Below are 25,190 nucleotides of genomic sequence, written 5' to 3'. Positions count from 1 at the left end.
CGATGGATTGCCGGGTCAAGCCCGGCAATGACGAATTGGATGTTGTTTACAATTCCCTTGCGTGGCCGAAGCGACACGCGGAAACCAGCTTCCGCAAAAGAAAATGCCCGGCTTTGAGGCCGGGCATTTCGTTGTTGTGATTGTGTCGAGCCGTTCGTTTAGCCGAACTGGTTCATTGTGTTGTGAGCGCCACCGGCCTTGAGGGCCGCTTCGCCAGCGAAGTATTCCTTGTGGTCGTCGCCGATGTCGGAGCCGGCCATGTTCTGGTGCTTCGCGCAGGCGATACCCTGGCGGATTTCCGCACGCTGAACGTTCTTCACGTAGCCGAGCATGCCCTGGTCGCCGAAGTATTCCTTCGAGAGGTTGTCGGTCGACAGCGCAGCCGTGTGATAGGTCGGCAGCGTGATCAGGTGGTGGAAGATGCCGGCGCGCTTGGCCGAATCCGCCTGGAAGGTGCGGATCAGCTTGTCGGCTTCGATCGCCAGCGGCGTGTCGTCATACTCCACCTTCATCAGGTCGGCGCGGTTGTACTTGCTGACGTCCTTGCCGGCCGCCTTCCACTCGTCGAACACCTGCCAGCGGAAGTTCAGCGTCCAGTTGAACGACGGCGAGTTGTTGTAGGCCAGCTTCGCGTTCGGGATCACCTCGCGGATGCGATCGACCATTTCGGCGATCTGCGCGATGTTCGGACGCTCGGTTTCGATCCACAGCAGGTCAGCACCGTGCTGCAGCGAGGTGATGCTGTCGAGAACGCAGCGATCGACGCCCGTGCCGGAGCGGAACTGGTACAGGTTGCTCGGCAGGCGCTTCGGACGCAACAGCTTGCCGTTGCGGCTGATGATCACGTCGCCGTTGCCGACGTTGGATGCGTCAACTTCGTCGCAGTCGAGGAAGCTGTTGTACTGGTCGCCGAGATCGCCCGGCTTGTGGCTGACGGCGATCTGCTGGGTGAGGCCGGCGCCGAGCGAGTCGGTGCGGGTCACGATGATGCCGTTGTCCACGCCGAGTTCGAGGAACGCATGGCGGCAGGCGCGAATCTTCGCGATGAAGACCTCGTGCGGCACAGTGACCTTGCCGTCCTGATGGCCGCACTGCTTTTCGTCCGACACCTGGTTTTCGATCTGCAGGGCGCATGCGCCTGCCTCGATCATCTTCTTGGCGAGCAGATAGGTTGCCTCGGCGTTGCCGAAGCCTGCGTCGATGTCGGCGATCACCGGCACGACGTGGGTCTGGAAGTTGTCGATCTTGTCGATCAGCGCGGCTTCCTTGGCCTTGTCGCCAGCCTTACGGGCAGCGTCGAGCTCACGGAAGATGTCGTTCAGTTCGCGCGCGTCGGCCTGACGCAGGAAAGTGTAGAGTTCTTCGATCAGCGCCGGCACCGAGGTCTTCTCGTGCATCGACTGATCCGGCAGCGGTCCGAATTCGGAGCGCAGCGCTGCGATCATCCAGCCCGACAGGTAGAGGTAACGGCGGTCGGTCTTGCCACCGAAGTGCTTCTTGATCGAGATCAGCTTCTGCTGGGCGATGAAGCCGTGCCAGCATCCGAGCGACTGGGTGTACTTGGTCGGATCAGCATCGTACGCCGCCATGTCCGCGCGCATCACGTCCGCGGTGTAGCGGGCGATGTCGAGGCCGGTCTTGAAACGGTTCTGCAGGCGCATGCGGGCAACCGCCTCGGCGGTCACGCCGTTCCAGGCCGGATGGTCCTTGAGGAGAGCCTCAGCCGCAGTGAGTTCCGCCTTGTATGAAGACGGGCCTTGAATTGCCTGGTCGGAGATTCCGCGCGATTGATAATTCATGGTGGTGTTCCCTTGTGAAGTTGTCCCTGTTTCAACCCATTACGCGGACATTCGCTAGAGGGATTGAAGATAGCTTGTCAGACTTTACAAACTTTCGTTGTAATGCTGTAATTATTTTACAATAGAGGTAAGTCAGTAGGACGATTCCCATGGCAACAGCCACAATCCGCTCGGTTTTCATGGGTCCGCGCCTGCGGCGGCTGCGACGCGATCTGGGGCTGACCCAGGCCGACATGGCGGCGGATCTGGACATTTCCGCGCCTTATGTGGCGCTTCTGGAGCGCAATCAGCGGCCGGTGACGGCGGATATGCTGCTGCGCCTTGCCCGTACCTACAAGATCGATCTCGCCGATCTCGCGGGCGACGGCGGCGCCGATCATACCGCGCGGATGCAGGCGGTTCTGAAAGAGCCGATGTTTGCCGACATCGATATTCCGCCGCTTGAAATCAGCGATATCGCTATCGGCTATCCCGGATTGGCGGAAGCATTCCTGCGGCTCTACACGGCCTACCGCGAAGAACAGCTCGCACTGGCCGATCGCAGGAGCCCCGGTCTGACAGGGGCTGCATCGCGCTCAGGGCCTGGCGGTTTGGACGCCAACGATCCGGTCGCGGAAGTCCGGCGTTTTCTGGCCGCGCGCCGAAACAACTTTGCGGATATTGACGATGCGGCAGAGCGCATTCTTCAGGGGCCCGCGGATCAGGCCTGGCTGATCGAGCGGCTGCGCTCGCGGCATAATCTCCGCGTCCGCCATTTGCCGCCCAATGTCATGCTCGGCTCGGTGCGGCGGCTGGATCGTCACCGCAAGGAAATCCTGTTCGATGACTCGCTCGACACCGCGAGCTTCAACTTCCAGTTGGCTCAGCAACTCGCCTATCTCGAATTTGAAGATGAGATCGGTGCAGCGTTGAAAGCCGGCCAGTTCACCACCAAGAGCGGCGAACTCCTGGCGCACCGGTCGCTCGCGAGTTACGCTGCGGCGGCGCTCATCATGCCGTATTCCGCATTCGTGAAAGCCGCGGAGACGCGCCGCTACGATATGGAAGCGCTGGCGCGCCAGTTCGGAACCAGTTTCGAGCAGACCGCGCATCGCATCACCACGCTGCAAAGGCCGGGCTCCGAGAAGGTTCCGTTCTTTTTGATCCGCGTCGATCCGGCAGGCAATATTTCCAAGCTGCTCGACGGCGCCGGCTTTCCCTTTGCGAAGCACGGCGGAGCCTGTCCGCTGTGGTCGGTGCACGGGGTGTTTAAAACGCCGCGCCAGATTGTGACGCAGTGGCTGGAATTGCCTGACGGCCAGCGCTTTTTTTCCATTGCCCGCACCGTCACCGCCGGCGGCGGCTCGTTCGGCGCGCCGCGTGTGGAGCGCGCCATCGCCATCGGATGCGCGGCTGAACATGCGGAAAAGCTGATTTATACCAGCGATGACTCCGGGCCCCGCGCTGACGCGCCGACGCCGATTGGCGTCGCGTGCCGCGTCTGTCATCGTCCGACATGTGCTGCGCGATCCGAACTTCCGATCGGGCGCGAACTGTTGCCTGACGATTACCGGCGGCTCAGCGTTCCGTTCGGATTTTCGTCCGATTGAGAGTTCATCGCGCGACGGTCTCTTGAGCGCAAGTTCGCCTTATTTTGCAGTGCTTTCTGTGGCGATGACGCGGACCCGCGAACCGCCGGACTGGATTATTGCAAAATTTCCATTACAAAAGCCGCCGACGTGATTAGATAGTGTTCAGATCAGTACACGACGAGAAGCGCAGCGGCTGAAATGCCGGGCATGACTGGAAGCGGATCCGTTTCCGAAACATGCTCACAAAAACAGTCTGGTGCGCTCAAGCTAACGAACGGAGACTCACATGAGCGGCGGCAGCATTTTCTGGGTGATCGGCGGAGAGTTCGGCTCGATGAACTTCCACAAACTCGTGGCGGGCTCGGCACAGGTTCAGGGCCCCTTCAAGACCCGGAAGGAAGCCGAGGACGCCTGGCGTGTCGTCTCCGAAGAGAACCGTCATCGCGGCAGCGTTCGCTTTTCCATCGTGGAAGAGCCGAACCGCTCGAATACCTGACACCGACAACTCCCGGGCGGGTGCGTCGCCCGCCCCAATTTACGGCCCTGTTCCGCTTCCGGACGGGGCCGTTTTCATTTTGGGACATGAACAACGCCATGAAACCACGCGCGAAACGGCCCGAGGCCTTGGCGCGGGAACAGGGTTACTGATAGATTAAGCGTGTCGAAACAAACCTATCGAACCCTAAGGTTTTCAGGTCATGGCGGAACAGAGCGTCCCGAGCGATTCAGCCGGCAAACTGAACCCGTTCCGGTTGCGCGACGCCCTGCGGAAGGCTCGCATCGAGGCCGCCGACCGCACCAGCGTGGTCGTCGATCTGCGCGACGCCGAAGTCGCCCGGCTGGAAATTCTCAACGACGCGCTCGATTCGCTGTTCTCCGAGATTCCGGCCGGAGTCGATCTGTTCGATCGCGGCATCAGCCAGGGCGACACGCCGCGGCTGTGGATCGACGCCGTCGCGCATATCGCGATGGGCCGCGACAAGCGCATCTACCGCTTCGTCCAGGACACCCGCTTCGGGCGCATTGTGATTGCCGAGTCGCACGACATCCCGGTGATGGTCGATGCGGTGACGGATTATATCGCGCGCCGCCTGATCGAACGCGAGCACGCGATGGTGGTGACGCCGGCTCCCGCACCCGTGACGGCTGCCGCTATCCCGGCGAAGCGCCGCAGTGCTGTCTGGACCTTCGCGTTCGGATTCGCCGCAGGTCTCGCCGCGCTGTTCGGCTTCGCGCTGGTGATGGCGCTGCGCGGAATCTAGATCAGTTTCTCATCCTTGATCTCGCCGAGCATCATGCCATCGGCGAACCCGCGCACGCGATGCTGGCAGCGCCACGCATCGCCGTTTCGTTCGATTGAAAACAGATTGTAGGCGGCGGGATGATTGTGCCCGTGCGCCATTGCGGAGGCGGACGGCACGCCGATCGCGGGAATCCGTCCGCGCGGTCCGTCGAGCCAGACGGTGGCATGGCGGTGATCGTGGCCGTGCAGCACGAGTTCGACGCCGTGGCGCGCAACCAGACCCAGCAGTTCATCGGAATCGCGCAATCGCGCCGCCCAGCGGCCCGGCGTTGTCACCGGCGGATGGTGGATCATCAGCACGCGAAACAGCTTCTCGGAGGCAAGCTTCGGCAGCAGCTTCTCGAGATCGCCCCGCTGCTGCTGCCCGAGCCGCCCGGTCGCCATGAAGGGTGCTGTGGGAACAGCAGTGGACACGCCAATCAGCGCAAGCGGGCCGCGCCGCCGCAGATAGGGGAATGTCGCTTCGCTGTTCTTCGCTGCGCCGTCGCCGCGAAGATAGTCCGCCCAGGCTTGCGGAAAATGGTCACGGATGCCGCGCACATAGGCGTCGTGATTGCCCGGCACCAGCGACACATCCTCCGGCGTGCCGACGCTCGTGAGCCATCTGCGGGCTTCGGCAAATTCCAGCGGCAGCGCGATGTTGACGAGGTCGCCGGTGACGGCGATGTGGTCCGGCTGCTGCGCGTGCATGTCGGCCACGAGTTCGCTGAGCACTTCGCGGCGGTGGACCATGTGCCGCTTGCGCCGCCAGTTGAGATAGCCGATCGCGCGCTTGCCCACGAGTTCGCGCAGACGCGGCCGCGGCATCGGGCCGAGATGCGGATCGGACAGATGCGCGAGCACGAACGACGTCATAACCTTTTGTTACATGCGTTATCTCGAAATGTCATGATATTCAGAATGCCGCACATCGTCGTGCCCGGGCTCTTGACGCGGGCATGACGACTTTCTTGATGGTTTGCTGGACGTGGATCGCCGGATAATCCGGCCATGACGGCGTCGGAATTTCGGAACTGATTTTGACGAAGGACATCTCAAACGTTCGCATGAAAATCGAGCCTCTGCTCCGGCGCATGTTTCACGTCTACTGGCGCTTCGCCCGTGGTATGACGCTCGGCGTGCGCGCGGTCGTGCTCGATGGCGAGAACCGCGTGTTTCTGGTGAAGCACAGCTACGTCTCCGGCTGGCATCTGCCGGGCGGCGGCGTCGAGACCGGCGAGACTTTCCTGAGTTCGCTGAAGCGCGAACTGATCGAGGAGGGCCGGATCGAGATGACCGGCGAGCCGCTCCTGCATGGCCTGTTCTTCAACCGCCGGGTGTCGCCGCGCGACCATGTCGCAGTCTATGTCGTGCGGCAGTACCGGCAGGACCGGATGCCTGAGCCCAACCACGAAATCGTGGCCTGCGGCTTTTTCAGGGTCGCGGATCTGCCATCCGACACCACCCAAGGGACAAGGGCGCGGATCGCCGAAGTGCTGGATAACCGGCCTTTGACCGAGGACTGGATTTAACCGCCTCCGTCATTCCAGGGCGCGAGCGTCAAGCGAGCGCACGCGGAATCCAGTCGTTCTGGATTCCGGGCCTGCGCGTGAAGGACGCGCATCCGGAATGACGGCGGGTGAACTCGTGATTGGGCGGAGATTTCAGCTCAGTCGATCCGGTGGGCCGTAGACCGTGCCGACGCCAGATGCTAATTCGCGGTCCATCATGTCCGACCTTTCCCTGACCATCCTGGCCGAAACCCCCGGCGACGAGCAGGCCATCGAGCGCCTGCACGAGCGCACGTTCGGGCCGGGCCGCTATGCGCTCAGCGCCTATCGTCTGCGGGAGCATGTCGATCATCTGCTCGATCTGTCGTTCACCGCGCGGATCGGCACACTGATGGTCGGATCGGTGCGGCAACTGCCGGTCTGCATCGGCAACACGCCGGCGTTGTTGCTGGGGCCGCTCACCGTCGAGCCGCCGTTCCGCGATCGCGGCGTCGGGCGGGCGCTGCTCGATCGCGCGCTGAAGGATGCGAAGGCAAAGGGTCACCGGCTGGTGCTGCTGGTCGGCGACGAAGCCTATTACAGCCGCGTCGGCTTCAAGCGGATTCCGAAGGGGCAGGCGACGATGCCCGGACCGGTCGATCACGCGCGCCTGCTGGTGCATGAACTCGTCGACGGCGCTTTTGAAGGCGTCAGCGGAGCGATCCGTCCGGACTGGACGTTCGCTCCCTCTCCCCGCTGAGCCGCACATCCGATGTCATCCCCGCGAAAGCGGGGATCCATACTCCCTAAAGGTGGAGGTGTGCGCGGGACGTTGCGCCTCTGTGCAGAACAGAGACGCCGATGGTTATGGGTCCCCGCTTTCGCGGGGACGACCCTATGGTGAGATCGCTCAGTACTTCACATTTGCAAACATGCGCACGCCGATGCCCGGCAGCAGCACCTGATCCTTGCTGTAGGATACGGAGTTGCGGATGTCTTCATTGAGCAGGTTGTCGCCGACAACACCGAAGGTGAATTCCTTCGCGCTCCACCAGTCGCTCCTGGCGAGCTTTGTGGTGTAGCTCAGCTCGGCTCGCAGACGGTTATAGCCCGGTGTCGAGGTTTCGATGCCGCCGATGTCGTTCTGCGCGAAGGCGTGCAGCAGGTTGACGCGCGCGAGCCAGTTGGCGTCGCGATAGTAGACGCCGCCGCCAAGCCGCTGCGGCGGGATGCGTGGCACGTTGGTGCCGTCGGTGAAAGTGGCGCGCACGACGTCATACTGTCCCTCGATGCCGAACTGACCCGCCCACACCGGCAGCACGTCATACTGGAACTGGAATTCACCGCCGCGGAAGGTCGCGTCCTTCTGCGAGTAGATCGCCTGATTGAGTTCGAGACCTGGCCCGGCCTGACATGTCACGTCTTCGCAGGTGTTGCCGGTCAGCCGCCGGTAGATAAAGCCGTCGAAGCGCGTGTAGTAGCCGGTCAGTTCGAACCGGAACGGTCCCGTCGCGCGGCGCAGTCCGACCTCGACAGACTTCGCGGTCTCGATGCCGAGATTCGGATTTCCGATATCGAAGGTCGTGGTTGCATCGTGGCCGCCGCGCGAGAACAGTTCGGCGGGTTTGGGCGCGCGTTCGGTGTACTGGCCGGTGATGCTGGCCGCCAGATTCCATGGCAGATTCTGGATCAGGCCGACGCTGCCGCTTTTCGGTGTGAAGTTCAGGTTGCGCGGCGTCGCCGGGCCGATGTCGGCCGGGTTTAGGTTGAGATCGAAAAGGTCCGGAATGAAAGCGGGCGTGGTGCCGCTCAAATTCACATGCTCGACGCGCGCTGCCACCTGCGCCTTGGTGATCTCGCTGAACTTGAACTCATTGAAGATGTACCCGGCGACCTTGGTGTTCCTGTTCGGGTCCCACAGGCCGTTGAGCGGGCTGCCCGGATCGTCCGGGCTCGGCGCGGTCAATTCCTGATGCGAGGCCTGCACGCCGACCGCAGTGGTAAAGGCCGCAAAGCGCAGATTGAGCGGCGCGAACTGCACCTCGAGGCGGCCCTCCTGTTCCTTGTTGGTGAAGGTCTGGCGCACGCCGTCGCTTGAAAAATCAGCCGGATCGGCCAGGCCGATTTCGTTGTGTTTGTAGTCGGTGGCGCCGGCCCAGAACCGGATCACGTCGATCGCCTTGGTGTCGGGGTGATAGTCGCCCTTCACCGTCAGCTTGGTCTGCCGCGCACTGATGCGGGTGCGGTGGTCTTCGCCGTCCTCACCGGGGATGTGATAGATGCTGTTGTTCTGCTGGATGGCTGCGCCGATGAAGCCGCCCGCGAAGAAATACGATCCGCCGATCGATGCGCCGTCGGATTGTGATGAGGAGTTCGGCTGCTTGCCGGCGAATGGCCGCGTCGGATCGAAGCGGTAGGGCGAATTCGGAATGCTGTAGTCTTCGGTCTTGCGCGCAAACGCATCGGCATGGATCGCGACGTTGTTCCCGGCGGCATCGAGCAGCACCGCGCCTTCGCGCCCGAGATCCACGCTGGAGAGCGAAGAGCGCGTCTCGAAACTGGCGCAGGGATTCGACGGCGAGAGTTGCGGCGTCTTGACATTGTATCCGTAGGTCTGGATCGACGGCACCGCGCTGCAGGGCAGGGTGTCCGGAATGCGGTTGTTGCTGGCGCTGACCACGCCGCCGATCGACTGCGACCCGTAGCGCAGCGTTGCCGGTCCGCGGATGACCTCGACCTGATTGGTCGAGAGCGGATCGATCGGCACGAAATGATCTTCGCCAAGATCGGACGCGCCGTTGCTGCCGATGCCGTTCTCGACAATGCCGACGCGATTGACGTCGAGGCCCCGAATGATCGGACGGCTCGATGCGCCGGGCGCGAAGGACGAGCCCGTGATGCCGGGCTTGTTGTTCAGGAGATCGCCGAGCGTCGAAGCCGCGCTGCGCCGGATTTCCTCATTGGGCACCACGGTAACGGTGGCAAACTGATCGGTGACAATCGGCAGTGTGCCCGCAAAGGTTTCGGGGTTGGGCGCAGGGGCAGCGGCTGGCGCTGCGGCCGTGGTGCGGCCCGGCTGCGCGCTATGCCGATGCGGCCGCTGGATCGGGCTCGGCGCCTGCACGACGATTTCGGGCAGCGTTTCGCCGCCGCCAGGGTCAGCCTGCTGCGACCGCGCGGCGCCGTTGACGAGAAGCGCCATGGCGACGGCGGAGCCGCCGGCCAGCGAGGCGCGAAGAAACTTGTACGACATGATGCTTTGATCCTGATGCCGCCTCCGATCCATCGTGTGGGACCGGGCGGCTCACCTCGAATGTCCCGCGATCACCGCTGCGCGGCGACCGTCGGGATCGGACAACAATTCGAGTCAGGCTTGCGGAGGTGCGCGGGAGCGGAATGCGCCGCGGCGGGCGTCGTCCGCGACGGTTTCATAATGGAAGGCGGTCCGGAGCGCCGTGACCGTCAGCGGCATCGTCAGAGAGGGTGGAACTGCTGCGACGAGGGTGTTGGCCATCGCCATGGTTGCGCAGATGGCGCACAGGTCGCGATGGACATCCTGGTCGTGGTCTGTATCGGGCGTCGATGCTTGCGACTGGCTCGCCGCGATACCGGCAACGGCGACATCGTGGTGGCAATGGCCGAACGACAGGCCGAGTTGCAACGCCAGCGCGAACAGCGCCAGCAGCGACAATCTCTTTGCCTTCGATCGCAGCCAGTTCATGAGCCGATGCGCCCCACACCATCCGGTTAGACCCATCCGGTCCGGTTGCCGATGTTATAATATAACATCGCTGGCCGAGGCCAGGGTGTCAACACAGGGGGCTGGAGGGCGTGGCCGAAAGCGGCGGCGCGCGACCCAAAGGACACAGGGCGCGGCTGTTACATGGCTGTCATGGTTGACCGAATCGTAACGAACGGCTGTTCTCATTCGCGCGAGGAGAGCGTGAATGCTCAAGTATTTTGAGAACGTCCGTCTTGTGCGAATGGCGGACGGTAAAACCTACAAGCTCATTCGTGATCTGGGCCTGGTCAAGGGCGGGAAGGGGCTTCGCTGCCACGAAGCGATCATGACCTTCCAGCTCAAGCTGAAGCCGGTCAGCATCCATGTTCCATTGTCGGAGCTGATCTCGATGCTGTCGGTCGCGATGGCCCGGCGTTCGGCCGCTTAACTTTCCGCCGCGTCTGAATTTGCAGCCAGCTTGCTCATTGGCCCAGTCGGCCAATGGCCGAGAAACTAGCGGCCTTCGCGCAGCCAGGTGCTGGCGAATGCGCCGAGCAGCAGCAACAGGCCAATCAGGCCGGCGAAGATCGGCAGCACGCCGATGCCGCGCACCACGCTCGCATCGCGCATCTTAACGCCGAGCCAGCCCTCGCCGCGAAACACGGTCGAGGCGCGCACCGGCAGCACGCGCGGCAGATCGATGCTGCCGCTGTCGGCCACGCGGCGCGCATCGCCGCCGGTCGCCTGAAGCAGCGGACGCAGCGCTTCCGTCGTCGATGTGACTTCCGCGAATTCCTTCGGATTGACCGGGCCGACATTGATCAGCGCCTTCAGCGACCCGTCGGTGGCCTGCCAGAGGCCAAGCTCGTCGGCGCTCACCGACGCGCGCCATTCGCCGGGTTCGCCGGCGTTCAGGGTCACCTGGCGCATCACACCGGATGGAGAGGTAATGGTGACCGGCGACACGGTGTCGGCCATGGTCTGGCGCACCGCGACGAGATCGCGGCCCTCGACTTTCAGCCGCAGTGCTTCCTCGTCGAGATCCGGCTGCTTCATCAGCCAGTGCGACATCCGCCGCAGCAGATCGAGATGCGGGCCGCCGCCTTCATAGCCGCGTGCCCACAGCCAGATGTGGTCGGACAGCAGCAGCGCGACGCGGCCTTCGCCCTGCCGTGACAGCAGCAGCAGCGGCTTGCCGTCGGCGCCTTCCATGATCGGCGGGTTGGCGGGGTTGCGCGTGTCGATCAGGCGGAAGAAGCGGCTCCAGTGCGGCGGCTCGCTGCTGGAGCCTTCAAGCCCGCGCGTCACCGGATGGCGCTTGCCGATATTGCTCAGGCGTGCCGTGAAGGCCTGTTCGCTGACACCGACCGGCTCTGCGGGGAGGATCGCATCGAGCGGCGTGCGCCAGATGCTGGTCGGGCTCGCATAGTCGGGTCCCGCCGAAACCAGAACCGCGCCGCCGTTGCGCACATAGCGGGTGATGTTGTCGAAATACGAAATCGGCAGCACACCCTGCCGCGCGTAGCGGTCGAAGATGATGAGCTGGAATTCGTTGATCTTCTGCTGAAACAGTTCGCGCGTCGGAAATGCGATCAGCGACAGTTCGTTGATCGGGGTGCCGTCCTGTTTCTCGGGCGGGCGCAGAATGGTGAAATGCACCAGATCGACGCTGGCGTCGGACTTCAGCAGGTTGCGCCAGGTGCGTTCGCCGGAATGCGGTTCGCCGGACACCAGCAGCACGCGCAGCTTGTCGCGCACGCCGTCGATGGAAACCACGGCGCGGTTGTTCACCGGCGTCAGTTCATCGTCGAGCTTCGAGGCTTCGATCTCGACAATGTTCGGCCCCGCATGCGGTATCTCGATGGTCACGCTGACCTGCTCGCCGCTGCGCACCGCGCGCTCGCTCAGCACGTCACCGTCGCGCCGGACCACAACCCGGGCGCTCTGGCTGGTGACGCCCTGATCGTCGAGGCGATAGGTGATGGTCTGGGTCTGCCCGACAATGCCGAAACGGGGGGCGGCGACAATGGCGACGCGGCGGTCGCGCTCGTTGCTGCGCCCGGTGATCAGCGCATGCACCGGCGCATTGAAGCCGATGGCGGCGGTAGTGGCGGGAATGTCGTGCACCCGTCCGTCGGTGATGAGAAACGCACCGGCCACGCGGTCGGTCGGCACATCGGACAGCGCCGAGGTGACCGCCGAGAACAGCTTGGTGCCGTCGGTTTCGCCGTCGGCCTGTCCGGCCTCGACGACGCGCACCTCAAGTCCCTTGATGTCTTTCAAACGGGCGACCAGTGCCTCGCGTGCCCCGTTGGTCTCGCGGGTGCGCTCGCCGAAATTCTGGCTCGGGCTTTTGTCGATCACGACCGCCGCGACCGAGGTCAGCGGTTCGCGCTCTTCGCGCGTGAACGACGGATTGGCCAGCGCAAGCAGGATCAGCGCCAGCGCAGCAACACGCACCGCTGCGCCGCGCGCGCGCGCCAGCATCAGGACAGCCGCGATCACGACGATGGCAGCGAGGCCGACCCACAGCACGAGCGTGGGAACGAGGGGCGCGAATGCAATGCCGTACTGCATATTATTGCCCCAGCCGTTCGATCAGCGCCGGTGCGTGCACCTGATCGGCCTTGTAGTTGCCGGTCAGGGTGTACATCACGATGTTGACGCCGGCGCGGAAAGCCATTTCGCGCTGGCGCGGATCGCCCGGCGTCAGCGGCAGCATCGGCAGGCCGTCAGCCCGCATCGCCCATGCACCTGCAAGGTCGTTCGAGGTGATGATGATCGGCGAGACGCCATCACCGCCGCGTGCGGGACGGTCGGCGGCCTCTTCATCATCGCCGCGCGGCAGCGTTTCGACCCAGGTCTGTCCCGAGTTGAAGCGGCCGGGAAAATCGCGCAGCAGGTAGAACGTCTTGGTCAGCACGTGCTCGCGCGGCACCGGCTCGAGTTCGGGAATGTCGAGCGATGAGAGAATTTCACGCAGCGTCAGCATGCCGGGCGTCTGCGATTCACCGCCGGGACCCGGCGGCGCCTCGATGGCGTCGCGGGTGTCGAACAGCACCGTGCCGCCCTGCTTCATGTACGCGTCGAGCTTGTTGATGGCGTCCTGCGACGGCTTCGGCGCGCCTGTGATCACCGGCCAGTACACCAGCGGGAAGAACGCGAGTTCATCGCGCGCCGGATCGACGCCGACCGGTTCGCCGGCTTCCAGCGCGGTGCGCTGCGCGAGAAACAGCGTCAGGCCGGACAGGCCGGCCTTCACAATCGAATCCACATCGGCGTTGCCGGTCAGGACATAGGCGAGGCGCGTCTGTGCGACGGCCTTGATGGCGAAGTCGTCGTTCGCAGGGTTGCTTGCGGGCGGTTTCGCGGGCGCGCTTTTGGCCGGACCTTTCGGGGCCTGTGCGTAAGACGACGAGGGCACGCCGCTTACGGAAGCGAGCGCAAATGCGATGGCGAGTGCTGCAGCTGCGGCGCGGCGCCGGAACAGTGCGGCCAGCCCGCCTCCGAGAATGGCGACGATGATGGCGTCGATCAGGAACAGCGCCAGCGCCGTGGAGAGCAGGATGCCGCGCAGGTCGCGCGGCTCGGCGTTGGTGTAGGTCGCGCGGCGCGCTTTCAGTGCGGACGTGTCGAGCGGCGCGAGCCGGTCAGCGGCAGCGAGCGCGTTCACTGCGAGTGGACCGTCGGCGGGTCCATAGAGACCGGGCGGATGATCGAGCGAGGCGCGGTCGCGGTAATCTGCGCGCACCGGCTTTGCGGTGGAGGGCGGCGGACCGAACGCACCGAAGCCGTCGAGGGTGCGAATCGGCGCAACAGTCTCCGCTCCGGCCTCGGCGGCGACACCTGCGCCCACGTTGGCCGTGTAGCCCGACATATCGACGATTCGCCGCAGCATCTCGACAAAGGTGCCAGACAACGGCAGGTCCGACCAGCGCATATCGGCGCTGATATGGAACAGGGCGAGCATGCCCCTGTCGCGATGTTCGCCGGTCACCAACGGCGTTCCGTCGGCGAGCGACGCCCAGCTTCGCGAGGCCAGCGCCGGATCGGGCTCGGCCAGCACCTGACGCGTCACCGTAATATCCTTCGGCACGCTGAGGCCCGCGAACGGGCCATCGGGGGCGAACGACGCCAGTGGCTGCGGCTTCTCCCACGTGAGACTGCCGCCCAGGCTGCGCCCGCCGCGCCGCAGTTTCACCGGCACCAGATCGTCGTCACCGGCTGCCAGACGCGGCCCGGCGAAACGCACCAGCACACCGCCCTGCGCGATCCATGTATTGAGGCGGTCGCGGATGTCCGGCGTCAGCGTTCCGACGTCCGCGAGCACGATCATCGGCAGTTTCTGATCCAGAAACTGCCCGATCGCCAGCGCAGGCGAGCCGCGCTCGCCCAGCCGAACGTCGGCGAACGGCGCCAGAGCGCGCGTCAGATAAAAGGTTGAGGCCAGCAGCGGCTGCGCGGTGTCGCTGGTCGCGCCGGAAACAATGCCGATGGCACGGCGGCGCCAGCGCTTGTCGAGCAGTTGCACAGCGCCGGCCGAGCGCTCCCCGGAGACTTCCAGCCGCGTGATGTCGTTGCGCAGTTCGACCGGCAGATCGAAGCTCGCCTCGGTTTCGCGATCCTGCGCGCCGAATGCAAACTTTGCTTCGCCAATCGGCGAACCTTTCTGATCGAGCGCGCGGACGAGTCCGGTATCGCCGCCGCCGCTTCCGGCGCGCAGCACCTTCACCGTCATTTTCGCGGCAGCATTCTCGGCCGCGACCAATGCATGCGCAGGCGGAGTGCCGCTTTCGAAAATCGTCAGCGTGCGATCCTGAATTGTTTTCGTCAGGCCTTCGGTGAATTCGCTGCCGCGCCCGGTATCGATGCCGTCGCTGAGCCAGACGATTTCACTGTCGCCGGTCTTGGCGAGAAAGCGCGCCAAGGCGGGCAGCGCCTCGACGCGCTCGACGGCGTACGGCTTCGGCGCGAACTGGCGCAGCGCCACGCGCGCGGTGCCGGCCGGCATCAGCGTGATGTCGCGCGTCGCATCGGACAGCGGCACCAGCGCCACCGCGCGCCGGTCGGATTCCGCATTGGTGACCAGTTCATCCGCGGTTCTGATGCGGGCATCCCAGTTGGACGCGGCGCTCCAGCCGTCGTCGAGCAGCAGCACCAGCGGCGCGCTGGAGCGCGTCACGCCTTCGCTCGGATTCCAGACCGGACCGGCGGCGGCGAGGATCACCAGCGCAGCGGCGAGCAGGCGCAGCAGTGTCAGCCACCACGGCGTGCGCGACGGAGTTTCTTCCTTCGGCGCGATATCGAACAGCAGGCGCGTCGGCGGAAAATCGATGCGGCGCGGGCGCGGCGGCATCACGCGCAGCAGCCACCATAGTGCGGGAAGGCTCAGCAGGCCCGCCAGCAGCCACGGTTCGGCGAACGAGAGCGGCAGGCCCATCATGAGGTGCGCCCCGCTGTTATAGCGACGCGGCCGACACTGCCTTTGGTGACCATCATGCCGCTGTGCAGATACAGCAGCAGTTCGGCGGCCGAGCGATCGGTGGTGTGGGTCGAGAACAGCCAGCCGAGCTTGCTGGTTTCCTGGCGGATCGCGGCGCGATGGGCGGCAACGCGCGCGGTGTAATCCCTGGCCCAGGTCTCGGCGCGTCCCGCGGTGATGACCTCGCCGCCCTCGGGCTCGACGAATTCGATGCGGCCGGAATAGGGGAACGTTTCTTCGGCGGGGTCGACGACCTGCAACAGCGTCCCATGCGCGCCCGACGAGGAGAGGCCGCCGAGCATGGCGCGGATGTCACTGAGGGGCGACCAGAAATCCGACAGCACCACGACTTCCGCGAGCGCGGACGGCACGAACGACGGCGGCAGGCTGGATCGGGTGGCGGTGTCGTGCAGGATCGCCTGCGCCATCTTGTCGACGATGTTGCTGCTCGAACTCGGCGACATCAGTCCGGGAATGCCGACACGTTCGCCGCCGGACACCAGGAGATCGGCCAGCGCGAACGTGACCACCAGCGCGCGCTCGAGCTTGCTGTCGCGCGCGGTCTTCGAGGCGAACGCCATCGACTTCGAGCGATCCGGCCACAGCCACACGGTGTGCGCGGCTTCCCACTCCTGCTCGCGGACATAGAGATGATCGTCCCGCGCCGAGCGGCGCCAGTCGACGTTCTGCGAGGCCTCGCCGGAGACGAAGCGGCGGTACTGCCAGAAGTTCTCGCCGGTGCCGGCCCGGCGGCGGCCGTGCAGGCCGTGGATGACGTTGGCCGAAATGCGCCGCGCTTCCAGCACGAGACGGGGCAGCGACGCGGCGAGCGAACGGCTTTCACCATCTGCGCGTCGGACTGCTTCGATCTCCTGGAGTGCGGGTTGCGGCCGTGGTGCCATCAGCCGATCCGTGATTTCAGCTGCTTGATGACGTCGGTCACGGTGCGGCCCTCGGCACGCGACGAGAAGGTCAGCGCCATGCGGTGCTTCAGAACCGGCTCCGCGAGATCGAGCACGTCGTCGATCGAGGGCGCGAGCCGCCCGTCGAGCAATGCGCGTGCACGAACCGCGAGCATCAGCGCCTGGCTGGCGCGCGGTCCCGGTCCCCATGCGATCGATTTGCCGATCTCGCCGCTGTCGTCGCCGGGGCGTGCGGACCGGACGAGAGACAGAATGGCCTCGACCACGGAATCGCCGACCGGCAGACGACGCACCAGCCGCTGCGCGGTAATCAGCGTCTCGGCGGTCATGGCCGCCTTCGCGGCGGTTTGTTCGGCGCCTGTGGTCTCGAACAGGATTCGGCGTTCGGCGTCACGGTCCGGATACTCGACATCGATCTCCATCAGGAAGCGGTCGAGCTGGGCTTCCGGCAGCGGATAGGTGCCTTCCTGCTCCAGCGGGTTCTGCGTGGCGAGCACATGGAACGGTTTCGGCAGATCGTGCCGCGCACCGGCGACCGTGATGTGCTGCTCCTGCATCGCCTGCAACAGCGCAGACTGCGTGCGCGGCGAGGCGCGGTTGATTTCGTCCGCCATCAGAAGCTGCGCGAACACCGGTCCCGAGATGAACCGGAACGAGCGCTTGCCGCTGACGCTCTCGTCGAGCACTTCGGCGCCGAGAATATCGGACGGCATCAGGTCCGGCGTGAACTGCACTCGCTTGGCGTCGAGGCCGAGGGTGATGCCCAGCGTCTCGACCAGCTTGGTCTTCGCCAGACCGGGAACGCCGATCAGCAATGCGTGACCGCCGGACAGGATCGTCACCAGCGCATTTTCGACCACGCGTTCCTGGCCGAAGATGACAGTCGAGACCGCCTCCCGCGCGGCGCGGATGTTACCCGCGATCTGCTCGGCCGAACGCACGATCACGTCTTCCAGTTTCTCGACACCTTCTGCGCCAGCCATATTCTTCGCTCCTTATCGGGCCGCACGAGGCCGCCTTCGGGGTTCCGCGGACTCACGCCGTGACTTCGGCCCATGCTAAACCGGCGCAAAGACCATGTATTCTTTTATGTATTCGCCGATTTCGGCTGTCCCCACATTAGCGGGTGGGGGGCTTGAAACTCATCACGATGTGGCGAGTAATCCCGCCGCACTCAGGTATGATTGGTCGGCTATGTCATCGTTCCGGGTTTCTCAGCTTTCGGTTTCAAGGCGTGCACCAATCGTGCCAAACAGAAGCGTCAACGGTCAGGGCAAACAATGGCGAACCAAGGGCAGAAACAGGAGCTGAATCCGGTTCAGCGCCTTGACGGGCTCACCCAGGCGGCGCGCGGTGCTGCGACAAAAGGCCTGCCGCCGGTTCATCTGTGGAATCCGCCGTTCTGCGGCGATCTCGATATGCGGATCGCGAGCGACGGCACGTGGTTCTATCTTGGGACACCGATCGGGCGTGCGGCGCTGGTGAAGCTGTTTTCCACAATTCTCAAGCGCGAGGACGGCAAGTATTTTCTGGTCACGCCGGTTGAGAAAGTCGGCATCCGCGTCGATGACGTGCCGTTTCTCGCCGTCGAGATGGAGAAGGACGGCGAAGGCGCAGGGCGAACGCTGAGCTTTCGCACCAATGTCGACGAATGGGTGCCATGCGATGGCGCGCACCGGTTGCGCTTCGAGGCCGCGGCAGACGGCGGCCTAACGCCTTACCTCCATGTGCGGTCGGATTTGTGGGCAAAAGTCACGCGCGCGCTCTATTATGATCTGGTCGAGATGGGCGAGGTTCGAGTCGTCGATGGCCATGAGATGTTCGGGGTCATGTCCGGCGGCGAGTTCTTCTCGATGGCGGATGCAGCACAGGCGCGAGACCCCGTTTGAGACAAGAGGATTTGGGTTGACGAAAAGTGTTTTGAAGGACGCTGCATCCGCCAGCACTGCGGCTCCGCTCGACATGAGCTCCGGCGAATTCTTTCGCAGGGCGCACGAGCGGCTGAACTTCGATGTGCCGCCGGGATTGACCGATGCCGCGGTGCTCGCGCCGACCGGCGATTTCGGCACCGATGCGATGTTGCAGATCATTGCGCAAGAACGTCCGGTGCGTCCGGCCGCGGTTCTCGTTCCGATCGTGGAGCGCGATGTGCCGACCGTGCTGCTGACCAAGCGCGCCGAACATCTCAACGAACATGCCGGACAGGTTTCGTTTCCCGGAGGCAAGATCGATGCGACCGATGCTTCGCCGATGGATGCGGCGCTGCGCGAAGCCGAAGAAGAAGTCGGCCTCAAGCGGAATTTCGTCGAACCGATCGGCTATCTCGATGTGTATGCGACCGGCTTCGGATTCCGGATCTTGCCGACGCTGGCGCGGGTCCGGCCGGGGTTTGAACTAACGATCAACACCAACGAAGTCGATGCCGCGTTCGAGGTGCCGCTGGCGTTCCTGATGGACCCGGTCAATCACAAGCTCGGCAGCAAGGAATTTCGCGGCATGCAGCGCTCGTTCTACGAGATGCCGTTCGAGCAGCATTACATCTGGGGCGCGACCGCAGGCATGCTGCGTGCGCTTTACGAGCGGATATATCTTGCATGATTCGTCCCGTCCTCACCGAGATCGGAATCTTCCTGATTCCATTCGCGGTTTATGCGGCATTCCTTCTTGCAAGCCGTTCCGGTGTCTGGGTCAAGTCCTCATGGCCGCTGCACATCGTCGGCAAACTGGCGGTAGCCGCATTCGTGTTGGTTATCGTCAGCCTCATATTGCTGGCGCATTTTTCCGGCGCGCCTCCGGGGTCGACCTATACCCCTGCGCACGTGGAGAACGGCAAGCTGATCCGGGGATCTGAGAAATGAACGCCCCGGATTCGCTGCGTGACGCTCCATGGTTGAGATCAGGCGCGACGGCGCGGGTGCTGACGCTGCTCAATTCCGGGGGCGAGGAGGCGAGGGTTGCGGGCGGCGCGGTGCGCAACGCACTGCTCGGACTCCCTATCGGCGACATCGACATTGCGACCACAGCGCTGCCGGAGGAAGTGATCCGGCGGGCCAAGCTTGCGCATATCAAGGCGGTTCCGACCGGCGTCGAGCACGGCACGGTGACGCTGGTCATCGAAGGCCAGCCGTTTGAAGTGACCACGCTGCGCGAGGATATCGAAACCTTCGGGCGCAAGGCCAGGGTGGCGTTTGGGCGCGACTGGACGCGTGACGCGATGCGCCGCGATTTCACCATCAACGGCCTGACGGTGACGCCTGACGGCACGGTTCATGACGAGGTCGGCGGGCGCGCGGACATCGCGGCACGGCGGGTGCGGTTTATCGGCGAGCCGTCGCAGCGGATTGCGGAGGACTATCTGCGCATCCTGCGTTTCTTCCGCATTCATGCTGCTTACGGCGAGGGCGTACCGGATCGTGCCGGATACGAGGCCTGTATCGCCGGACGTGACGGGCTTGCAGAACTGTCGGCCGAGCGCATTCGGTTGGAAATGCTGAAGCTGATGGTCGCGAAAGGCGCCGCCGAGGCGCTGGTGGCGATGGATGATGCCGGGCTGCTGCTGCGGCTCACGGCGGGGGTGGTCTATCACGGCGCTTTCGCCAACATGATCGTGGCCGAGCAGCAAATGGGCCTTGCGCCGGATGCCATCCTGCGCCTCGGTGCATTGGCGGTTGCCGTCACCGAAGATGCCAAGCGGCTGTCGCAGCGCTGGCGGCTGTCCAATGCCGAAACCAAGCGCCTCGATTCGATGGGGCATCGCTGGTGGCGCGCGGCGGGAATGGACGAGGCCATCGCGCAGCGGCGGCTGTACCGGCTGGGCGCTGCGCGCTACCGCGACCGGATGATGCTGGCCTGGGCGCGGGCGGGTCGCGATGCGGCTTCCCCATCGTGGCGTGAACTTGCGACACTGCCGGAGCGCTGGACGCCGCCGGTGTTCCCGCTCAAGGCTGCGGCCTTTATTGCGCGCGGTATCGCCGAAGGCCCGGCACTCGGTCACGTGCTGACACTGGCCGAGGATGCGTGGCTGGCGTTGCAGTTTCCGCTGGATAGCGCGGCGCTCGAAACCATCGCCGATGACACCGTCGCGAAATTCACGCGGGATCATCGGCTGTAGGTGAGCCGCCGGGTTGTCCCGGCGGCAACATTCAGTGCAATGAGGCTATGGCCTCAGGCGACTTCCGCCGTCTTCTTGGCGTGATGGTCGTCGCCTTCGTCTTCGTTCTCTTCGCCGTCCTCGTCTTCTTCTTCGTCCTCATCGTCGGACATGTCGATGTGGGCGAGTTCGAGAACCGAAGCCGGAAGCTTCTCGCGGAACAGATCGCCTTCCTCGCCGATCCAGACACATTCGATCATCTCGTCCGTGACTTCGGAAACGGTCAACGCCTGACCGCCTGATTTGAGAACAACGACGTCGCCTGCTTTCAATCCCATGACCGGCTCCCTGCTGGTGTGAGGCACGCCGACAAAGAGTAGCCGACAAAACGAAAAAGCCCCGGACAATGTCCGGGGCTTTTGACGTCCAGAAAGGCTTCGGTACTTAGCGAACAGCGCCGAGGAAGTAGCCGAGCACGTCGAACTTGTAGTTCAGGCCGACCTTGGCGGTGTGGATGCCGGGGAGGCTGGTCGTGGTGAAGAGCTGCGGGGCACCGCCATTGAAGTTGCCGGTGGTGGTGATGTTGTTGTCGAAGCCGAGATAGAGGTACTCAGCCTTCACGCTCCACTTGTTATCGAAGGCGTATTCCCAGCCGCCGCCGATCGCGTAGCCGAGGCGGTACTTGCTCTGCATGGTGTCGATGTGGGTGCCGGGCGTTCCGTTGGATGCACCGGTTTCAAAGTCGACCAGCGCGGCGCCGCCCTTGACGTAAATCAGCGAGCGATCGAAGGCGTAACCGAAGCGGGCAGCCCAGACACTGTAGATGCCGTCAGCACGGGTGGTCGCAGTCGTTGTCGCCAGGCCAGCGTAAGTGGTTGCACCCTTGACGCCGATGTAGCCGGTTTCACCTTCGTAGCCGATCACCCAGTTCGGAGCGAACTGCCAGTTGTAGCCGCTGGTGTAGCCGGCGATCACGCTCGAGTCGTAGCTGTACGAGGCGGCCGGGCCACCGAAGAGCGGGGTGTTAGCGGGTCCAAAGACCGGAACGCCGGTCGTTGCATCCTTGGCACCGAAGGCGCCGCCGACGTAACCGCCAATGTAACCGCCGGTCCATGAGAAGACCTGCACCGGAGGTGCCTTGCGATAGATCGGCGCAGTGCCGAGATCGGCTGCGGAAGCTGCGCCAGCCAGGCCAACGCCTGCGGCAGCGAGGAGAAGTACAGCAATCTTGCGCATCTGAGCCCCTTAAGAAAACTTCGGTGGCAGTACGATTCCGCCACACCTATGAGCAGCAAAATACGTTGGGGGCTGTCCGGGCTCAAATGGTTTCCGGCCTGTTGGGTGGTATCCGGCACCGTTCTTTGCCGGGTGTGCTATCTCGGTGACACGTCAAAACCGTCCAAAAGTGCCCGTTTCTTAAGCTTTCGTGAATTTCACCTGAGGGCGGAAGCCGTTACGGCCACTTCACCTCGGGTGGCATCGACGACAGGATCGAATCGACGTTTCCACCTGTCTTCAGGCCGAAAATGGTCCCGCGGTCATAAAGCAGGTTGAACTCGACATAGCGGCCCCGCCGCACCAGTTGCTCCTGCCGATCCTTGTCGGTCCAGGCGTCTTTGAAATTCCGCCGCACCAGCTCGGGATAGATCCCGGCAAAGGCCCGGCCGACGTCCCGGGTGAAGGCCAGGTCGGCATCCCAGTCCCCCGAATCGAGCCAGTCATAGAAGATGCCGCCGATGCCGCGGGCTTCCTTGCGGTGGGGCAGATAGAAATACTCGTCGCACCAGCTCTTGTACTTGTCGTAGGGCGCGACCGCCGCGTGGGCGTCGCAGGCCGCCTTCATGGCGGCGTGAAAGGCGGTTGTGTCGGGGTCGTCCTGGGTCCGCCGCCGGTCCAGCACCGGGGTCAGGTCGGCGCCGCCGCCGAACCATGCCTTGGTGGTCACCACGAAGCGGGTGTTCATGTGGACCGCGGGCACGTTCGGATTGCGCGGATGGATGATCAGCGAGATGCCCGAAGCCCAGAAGCGCGGATCGTCCGCGGCGCCCGGAATCTGCGTCCGGAATTCCGGCGCGAACTCGCCGTGCACCGTCGAGCAATGCACGCCGGCTTTCTCGAAGAGCCGCCCGCGCAGCACCGACATCACGCCGCCGCCGCCGGGTTTTCCCGAATGATCGGTGCGATCCCACGGCGTGCGGGCAAAACGGCCGGCGTCGCCGGGATAGAGCGCGGACGGCGCGTCGGCCTCGAGTTTTTCCAGCGACAGGCAAATATCGTCACGCAGGTGTTCGAACCACGCGCGGGCCTTTTGCTTGCGCTCTTCGATCATTGTTACAGGCTTTTCCAATGGGATCGTCTCCATCTAGTGTGGTGGTTTGCAAGTCCGCAACATCCTCGCAGCACGGCCATTTGCGGACTTGCAAACCAAAACCACGCTAGAATTTATAGTTTCTAGTGTCCTTTCGAATTCGAAGTTCGCTCGGAGAGTGCTGCAAGGTGAAGCGAACTTCGAATTCGGGACACTAGGCGGGTGTTTAACCCTGCGGGCCGAAATACGTGCAGCTTTCGTTGCAACTGTCGCGATGGACACTGACGCGGTTGACCTTGCCGGCGTGCTGAACCCGCTCCCAGATGAAGCGCGTGAGGTTTTCCAGCGTCGGGGCACCCAGCGCCTCGACCTTGTTGAGCAGCTTGTGGTCGAGCATTTTCTGCACCTCGGCCATCCGCTGCTCGAGCACGCCCAGATCCGTCACCATCCCGGTCGCGGGATCGGGTATGCCGCGAATGGAAACCTCGGCGCGGAACGAATGGCCGTGGATTTCGTCACCGGCCTCGCCCAGCGTCGTGCCGGGCAGCGAATGCGCGGCCTCGAAACGGAACGATTTCGTCAATTCCCACATCGGTTGTGTCCGGTTTACCTGATACCAAGCGTCTTGTGTGTCTGAACGCTGAGCCGCCACTGCGGATGGCGCAAGCAATACGCGATCGCGGCTTGCGTGCTTTGCGCTATGTCAGGTCCGTCCATCGGCTGCAACGAGAACCGCTCGAATTCCAGACCCGCGAAATCCTCAGGTGTGTTCTCCGCCTGCGGATAAACCAGTTTCAGTTCGTGGCCCTTGCGGATGACCAGTTCCGATCCGGCCTTGGGGCTGACGCAGATCCAGTCGAGGCCGGGCGGCGGTTCGATGGTGCCGTTGGTCTCGATGGCGATGGTAAAGCCCTGCGCATGCAGCGCCTCTATTAGCGCGGTATCCACTTGCAGCAACGGCTCGCCGCCGGTCAGCACGGTATAACGATGACCCTCGGGCCCTTGCCACTGTGCGGCAATCGTCGCGGCAAGCTCGTCGGCGTTCGCGTAGCGTCCGCCGAGCGTACCGTCGGTGCCGACGAAATCGGTGTCACAGAACTGGCAGACGGCGCTGGCGCGGTCCTGCTCGCGGCCGGTCCAGAGATTGCAGCCGCTAAAACGGCAGAACACGGCGGTGCGCCCGGCATGGGCGCCTTCGCCTTGCAATGTCAGGAAGATTTCCTTCACCGCGTAACTCAACTCGCCGTTCCTTCTGGCTTTGGCGTGGCTGTGCCCCTTGTCTGCCGGAGCGCCTCGCCCAGCGCCATCGCGACCGTCATCGCCACGTTCAGGGACCGCATTCCGGGCGCGATCGGGATGACCAGCCGCTCGTCGGCGGCGTTTACCACGTCATCGGTGACCCCGGCAGATTCACGGCCGAACAGCAGGATGTCATCGTCCCGATAGATATGATCGAGATAGGGCGTTGCAGCCTTTGTCGAAAAAAGAAGCAGCCGGCCGCCGGATTTCGCCCGCCACCCCTCGAAGGCGGCCCAGGAATCATGGCGGACGATGGTCACCTGGTCGAGATAATCCATTCCGGCCCGGCGGAAATGCCGGTCGGAAATGGGGAAACCGGCCGGCTCGATGATATGGGCCTCGACGTCCAGGCAGGCGCAGAGCCGCAGAATCGTCCCGGTGTTTTGCGGGATGTCAGGTTGAAAAAGGACAACACGCATCGGGAGCGGCCTTCGGCACCGGTGGAAAACTTCAGGAAAAATCTCCGCCACAGGCGGTTTTAGTGCGTCGCACTAAATGTGCCGATAGCGGGCTTGCGCTCTCCCGGCAAGGGTGCCAATAGATCGATTCTAGATCGTATGTTCTGCCCGGTTGAGTAGGACAAGTGGTCATTCTGCCACCGCGGGGCCCGCGGGCACCGGCTTACTCTCCCGGCGCGTCCGTTGCGTCGAACGGGGATGGGTCCGCCGGTTGCAGTTCGGAAAGGGTTTGCAATCGTGACGTCTTCATCCTCGGCCGAGCCGACACGCCGTGATTTTCTTTATGTAGCGACGGGATCCGTAGCCGCCGTCGGCGCTGCGGCAGTGGCCTGGCCGCTGATCTCCCAGATGAACCCGGACGCCTCGACCATCGCGGCGGGCGCTCCGATCGAAGTCGATCTGACGCCGATCGCGACGGGACAGGACATCAAGGTGTTCTGGCGCGGCAAGCCGATCTACATCATGAACCGCACCAAGAAGCAGATCGACGAGGCGCGCGCCGTTCCGACCGCGAGCCTGCCCGATCCGCAGAGCGACCAGTCGCGCGTCAAGGAAGGCCACGACCAGTGGCTCGTCGTGATCGGCATCTGCACGCATCTCGGCTGTATCCCGATCGCCCATGAAGGCAGCTACGACGGCTTCTTCTGTCCGTGCCACGGATCGCAGTACGATTCGTCCGGCCGCATCCGTCAGGGGCCCGCGCCTGCTAACCTGCCGGTGCCGCCGTACTCCTTCGTCTCCGACACCAAAATCAAAATCGGCTGATT

General features: G+C 63.9%; 25 protein-coding genes. 11 read left to right on the top strand and 14 right to left on the bottom strand.

Translation table 11 applies throughout. The annotated features are described in order from the left end of the window. Window positions 1–158: 158 nt before the first annotated feature. Window positions 159–1,799 carry an isocitrate lyase gene (locus tag ACP7AL_RS13890; RefSeq protein ID WP_024919432.1) on the bottom strand — a complete coding sequence of 547 codons (1,641 nt, stop codon included), beginning with the start codon at window positions 1,797–1,799 and terminating at the stop codon, window positions 159–161. Between the two features lie 149 nt (window positions 1,800–1,948). Between ACP7AL_RS13890 and ACP7AL_RS13885 the strand changes: the two genes are divergently transcribed. The 3 genes from ACP7AL_RS13885 to ACP7AL_RS13875 all read left to right on the top strand — a co-directional run bounded on the left by ACP7AL_RS13885 (window position 1,949) and on the right by ACP7AL_RS13875 (window position 4,632). After that, complete coding sequence (locus tag ACP7AL_RS13885) at window positions 1,949–3,388, top strand: helix-turn-helix domain-containing protein (protein ID WP_425992161.1); 1,440 nt, start codon at window positions 1,949–1,951, stop codon at window positions 3,386–3,388. 268 nt (window positions 3,389–3,656) lie between these two features. Beyond that, window positions 3,657–3,866 carry a DUF4170 domain-containing protein gene (locus ACP7AL_RS13880; protein ID WP_006018959.1) on the top strand — a complete coding sequence of 70 codons (210 nt, stop codon included), beginning with the start codon at window positions 3,657–3,659 and terminating at the stop codon, window positions 3,864–3,866. A 202-nt stretch (window positions 3,867–4,068) separates the two neighbouring features. Then, on the top strand, window positions 4,069–4,632 hold the full coding sequence (locus tag ACP7AL_RS13875; RefSeq protein ID WP_024919430.1) for a hypothetical protein: 564 nt from the start codon (window positions 4,069–4,071) through the stop codon (window positions 4,630–4,632). On the opposite strand, the gene ACP7AL_RS13870 is transcribed toward ACP7AL_RS13875, so the two are convergent. Beyond that, on the bottom strand, window positions 4,629–5,528 hold the full coding sequence (locus ACP7AL_RS13870; RefSeq protein ID WP_425992158.1) for a metallophosphoesterase family protein: 900 nt from the start codon (window positions 5,526–5,528) through the stop codon (window positions 4,629–4,631). The two genes, ACP7AL_RS13875 and ACP7AL_RS13870, sit on opposite strands and share 4 nt — an antisense overlap. Before the next feature lie 191 nt (window positions 5,529–5,719). Here ACP7AL_RS13870 and ACP7AL_RS13865 point away from each other — a divergent pair, with 191 nt between their 5' ends. After that, window positions 5,720–6,184, top strand: coding sequence for an NUDIX domain-containing protein (locus tag ACP7AL_RS13865; RefSeq protein ID WP_425992156.1), 465 nt, complete (start codon window positions 5,720–5,722; stop codon window positions 6,182–6,184). 196 nt (window positions 6,185–6,380) lie between these two features. Then, window positions 6,381–6,902, top strand: coding sequence for a GNAT family N-acetyltransferase (locus ACP7AL_RS13860; RefSeq protein ID WP_425992154.1), 522 nt, complete (start codon window positions 6,381–6,383; stop codon window positions 6,900–6,902). A gap of 150 nt (window positions 6,903–7,052) precedes the next feature. Here the strand turns inward: ACP7AL_RS13860 and ACP7AL_RS13855 are convergent, their stop codons facing one another. Both ACP7AL_RS13855 and ACP7AL_RS13850 read right to left on the bottom strand, forming a co-directional pair. Continuing rightward, window positions 7,053–9,395, bottom strand: a complete 2,343-nt coding sequence (locus ACP7AL_RS13855) for a TonB-dependent receptor (protein WP_425992152.1) — start codon at window positions 9,393–9,395, stop codon at window positions 7,053–7,055. Window positions 9,396–9,509: 114 nt separating this feature from the next. Further along, a complete protein-coding gene (locus tag ACP7AL_RS13850; RefSeq protein WP_425992150.1) occupies window positions 9,510–9,863 on the bottom strand; it encodes a DUF2946 family protein in 354 nt (117 codons plus the stop codon). A gap of 226 nt (window positions 9,864–10,089) precedes the next feature. Between ACP7AL_RS13850 and ACP7AL_RS13845 the strand changes: the two genes are divergently transcribed. Then, window positions 10,090–10,311: a hypothetical protein gene (locus ACP7AL_RS13845; protein ID WP_024575995.1), complete on the top strand. Its 222-nt coding sequence runs from the start codon at window positions 10,090–10,092 to the stop codon at window positions 10,309–10,311. A gap of 65 nt (window positions 10,312–10,376) precedes the next feature. Here ACP7AL_RS13845 and ACP7AL_RS13840 read toward each other — a convergent pair whose 3' ends face one another. From ACP7AL_RS13840 to ACP7AL_RS13825, 4 genes are read right to left on the bottom strand one after another with little or no spacing between them, the layout of a single operon-like run. Beyond that, window positions 10,377–12,440, bottom strand: a complete 2,064-nt coding sequence (locus ACP7AL_RS13840; protein ID WP_425992148.1) for a hypothetical protein — start codon at window positions 12,438–12,440, stop codon at window positions 10,377–10,379. Window position 12,441: 1 nt separating this feature from the next. Continuing rightward, complete coding sequence (locus ACP7AL_RS13835; protein WP_425992146.1) at window positions 12,442–15,306, bottom strand: DUF4159 domain-containing protein; 2,865 nt, start codon at window positions 15,304–15,306, stop codon at window positions 12,442–12,444. Further along, window positions 15,303–16,247, bottom strand: a complete 945-nt coding sequence (locus ACP7AL_RS13830; protein ID WP_425992144.1) for a DUF58 domain-containing protein — start codon at window positions 16,245–16,247, stop codon at window positions 15,303–15,305. Before ACP7AL_RS13830 ends, ACP7AL_RS13835 begins: the two co-directional genes overlap by 4 nt. Next, the gene (locus ACP7AL_RS13825; protein ID WP_006018970.1) at window positions 16,247–17,251 is read right to left on the bottom strand and encodes an AAA family ATPase; all 1,005 of its coding nucleotides are present in this window, start codon (window positions 17,249–17,251) and stop codon (window positions 16,247–16,249) included. Before ACP7AL_RS13825 ends, ACP7AL_RS13830 begins: the two co-directional genes overlap by 1 nt. A gap of 297 nt (window positions 17,252–17,548) precedes the next feature. Between ACP7AL_RS13825 and ACP7AL_RS13820 the strand changes: the two genes are divergently transcribed. From ACP7AL_RS13820 to ACP7AL_RS13805, 4 genes are all read left to right on the top strand, one after another. Continuing rightward, on the top strand, window positions 17,549–18,157 hold the full coding sequence (locus ACP7AL_RS13820; RefSeq protein WP_425992142.1) for a DUF1285 domain-containing protein: 609 nt from the start codon (window positions 17,549–17,551) through the stop codon (window positions 18,155–18,157). A gap of 73 nt (window positions 18,158–18,230) precedes the next feature. After that, the gene (locus ACP7AL_RS13815; RefSeq protein ID WP_425992958.1) at window positions 18,231–18,866 is read left to right on the top strand and encodes a CoA pyrophosphatase; all 636 of its coding nucleotides are present in this window, start codon (window positions 18,231–18,233) and stop codon (window positions 18,864–18,866) included. After that, window positions 18,863–19,126, top strand: a complete 264-nt coding sequence (locus tag ACP7AL_RS13810; RefSeq protein WP_425992140.1) for a DUF6111 family protein — start codon at window positions 18,863–18,865, stop codon at window positions 19,124–19,126. The genes ACP7AL_RS13815 and ACP7AL_RS13810 overlap by 4 nt, the downstream gene beginning before the upstream one ends. After that, complete coding sequence (locus ACP7AL_RS13805; RefSeq protein ID WP_425992138.1) at window positions 19,123–20,379, top strand: CCA tRNA nucleotidyltransferase; 1,257 nt, start codon at window positions 19,123–19,125, stop codon at window positions 20,377–20,379. The genes ACP7AL_RS13810 and ACP7AL_RS13805 overlap by 4 nt, the downstream gene beginning before the upstream one ends. Before the next feature lie 53 nt (window positions 20,380–20,432). Here the strand turns inward: ACP7AL_RS13805 and ACP7AL_RS13800 are convergent, their stop codons facing one another. The 6 genes from ACP7AL_RS13800 to ACP7AL_RS13775 form a co-directional block, all read right to left on the bottom strand. Next, complete coding sequence (locus tag ACP7AL_RS13800; protein ID WP_425992136.1) at window positions 20,433–20,696, bottom strand: YodC family protein; 264 nt, start codon at window positions 20,694–20,696, stop codon at window positions 20,433–20,435. 106 nt (window positions 20,697–20,802) lie between these two features. Further along, a complete protein-coding gene (locus tag ACP7AL_RS13795; protein ID WP_425992134.1) occupies window positions 20,803–21,594 on the bottom strand; it encodes an outer membrane protein in 792 nt (263 codons plus the stop codon). 217 nt (window positions 21,595–21,811) lie between these two features. After that, window positions 21,812–22,687 (bottom strand): oxygen-dependent coproporphyrinogen oxidase, encoded by an 876-nt coding sequence (hemF, locus tag ACP7AL_RS13790; protein ID WP_425992132.1) that lies wholly within the window; start codon window positions 22,685–22,687, stop codon window positions 21,812–21,814. A gap of 205 nt (window positions 22,688–22,892) precedes the next feature. After that, window positions 22,893–23,258, bottom strand: a complete 366-nt coding sequence (locus tag ACP7AL_RS13785) for a 6-pyruvoyl trahydropterin synthase family protein (RefSeq protein WP_425992130.1) — start codon at window positions 23,256–23,258, stop codon at window positions 22,893–22,895. Window positions 23,259–23,272: 14 nt separating this feature from the next. Further along, entirely contained in the window at window positions 23,273–23,905 is a 633-nt protein-coding gene (gene queE, locus ACP7AL_RS13780) for a 7-carboxy-7-deazaguanine synthase (RefSeq protein WP_425992128.1), read from the bottom strand. Continuing rightward, entirely contained in the window at window positions 23,902–24,384 is a 483-nt protein-coding gene (locus tag ACP7AL_RS13775) for a tRNA (cytidine(34)-2'-O)-methyltransferase (RefSeq protein ID WP_425992956.1), read from the bottom strand. The genes queE and ACP7AL_RS13775 overlap by 4 nt, the downstream gene beginning before the upstream one ends. Window positions 24,385–24,657: 273 nt before the next feature. Here ACP7AL_RS13775 and petA point away from each other — a divergent pair, with 273 nt between their 5' ends. Next, window positions 24,658–25,188 carry a ubiquinol-cytochrome c reductase iron-sulfur subunit gene (petA, locus tag ACP7AL_RS13770; RefSeq protein WP_283804974.1) on the top strand — a complete coding sequence of 177 codons (531 nt, stop codon included), beginning with the start codon at window positions 24,658–24,660 and terminating at the stop codon, window positions 25,186–25,188. The last annotated feature ends 2 nt before the right edge of the window (window positions 25,189–25,190 follow it).

It is taken from the genome of Afipia sp. DC4300-2b1, assembly GCF_049895725.1.
Classification (GTDB): Bacteria; Pseudomonadota; Alphaproteobacteria; order Rhizobiales; family Xanthobacteraceae; genus Afipia; species Afipia broomeae.
The sequence above is the reverse complement of the archived record's forward strand: the minus strand, read 5'-3'. Positions and strand labels throughout refer to the sequence as shown.

Coding starts and splice junctions, on each gene's coding strand:
- ACP7AL_RS13890 (WP_024919432.1), bottom strand. CDS start 1,799: ATGAATTATCAATCGCGCGGAATCTCCGACCAGGCAATTCAAGGCCCG.
- ACP7AL_RS13885 (WP_425992161.1), top strand. CDS start 1,949: ATGGCAACAGCCACAATCCGCTCGGTTTTCATGGGTCCGCGCCTGCGG.
- ACP7AL_RS13880 (WP_006018959.1), top strand. CDS start 3,657: ATGAGCGGCGGCAGCATTTTCTGGGTGATCGGCGGAGAGTTCGGCTCG.
- ACP7AL_RS13875 (WP_024919430.1), top strand. CDS start 4,069: ATGGCGGAACAGAGCGTCCCGAGCGATTCAGCCGGCAAACTGAACCCG.
- ACP7AL_RS13870 (WP_425992158.1), bottom strand. CDS start 5,528: ATGACGTCGTTCGTGCTCGCGCATCTGTCCGATCCGCATCTCGGCCCG.
- ACP7AL_RS13865 (WP_425992156.1), top strand. CDS start 5,720: ATGAAAATCGAGCCTCTGCTCCGGCGCATGTTTCACGTCTACTGGCGC.
- ACP7AL_RS13860 (WP_425992154.1), top strand. CDS start 6,381: ATGTCCGACCTTTCCCTGACCATCCTGGCCGAAACCCCCGGCGACGAG.
- ACP7AL_RS13855 (WP_425992152.1), bottom strand. CDS start 9,395: ATGTCGTACAAGTTTCTTCGCGCCTCGCTGGCCGGCGGCTCCGCCGTC.
- ACP7AL_RS13850 (WP_425992150.1), bottom strand. CDS start 9,863: ATGAACTGGCTGCGATCGAAGGCAAAGAGATTGTCGCTGCTGGCGCTG.
- ACP7AL_RS13845 (WP_024575995.1), top strand. CDS start 10,090: ATGCTCAAGTATTTTGAGAACGTCCGTCTTGTGCGAATGGCGGACGGT.
- ACP7AL_RS13840 (WP_425992148.1), bottom strand. CDS start 12,440: ATGCAGTACGGCATTGCATTCGCGCCCCTCGTTCCCACGCTCGTGCTG.
- ACP7AL_RS13835 (WP_425992146.1), bottom strand. CDS start 15,306: ATGATGGGCCTGCCGCTCTCGTTCGCCGAACCGTGGCTGCTGGCGGGC.
- ACP7AL_RS13830 (WP_425992144.1), bottom strand. CDS start 16,247: ATGGCACCACGGCCGCAACCCGCACTCCAGGAGATCGAAGCAGTCCGA.
- ACP7AL_RS13825 (WP_006018970.1), bottom strand. CDS start 17,251: ATGGCTGGCGCAGAAGGTGTCGAGAAACTGGAAGACGTGATCGTGCGT.
- ACP7AL_RS13820 (WP_425992142.1), top strand. CDS start 17,549: ATGGCGAACCAAGGGCAGAAACAGGAGCTGAATCCGGTTCAGCGCCTT.
- ACP7AL_RS13815 (WP_425992958.1), top strand. CDS start 18,231: ATGAGCTCCGGCGAATTCTTTCGCAGGGCGCACGAGCGGCTGAACTTC.
- ACP7AL_RS13810 (WP_425992140.1), top strand. CDS start 18,863: ATGATTCGTCCCGTCCTCACCGAGATCGGAATCTTCCTGATTCCATTC.
- ACP7AL_RS13805 (WP_425992138.1), top strand. CDS start 19,123: ATGAACGCCCCGGATTCGCTGCGTGACGCTCCATGGTTGAGATCAGGC.
- ACP7AL_RS13800 (WP_425992136.1), bottom strand. CDS start 20,696: ATGGGATTGAAAGCAGGCGACGTCGTTGTTCTCAAATCAGGCGGTCAG.
- ACP7AL_RS13795 (WP_425992134.1), bottom strand. CDS start 21,594: ATGCGCAAGATTGCTGTACTTCTCCTCGCTGCCGCAGGCGTTGGCCTG.
- hemF (WP_425992132.1), bottom strand. CDS start 22,687: ATGATCGAAGAGCGCAAGCAAAAGGCCCGCGCGTGGTTCGAACACCTG.
- ACP7AL_RS13785 (WP_425992130.1), bottom strand. CDS start 23,258: ATGTGGGAATTGACGAAATCGTTCCGTTTCGAGGCCGCGCATTCGCTG.
- ACP7AL_RS13775 (WP_425992956.1), bottom strand. CDS start 24,384: ATGCGTGTTGTCCTTTTTCAACCTGACATCCCGCAAAACACCGGGACG.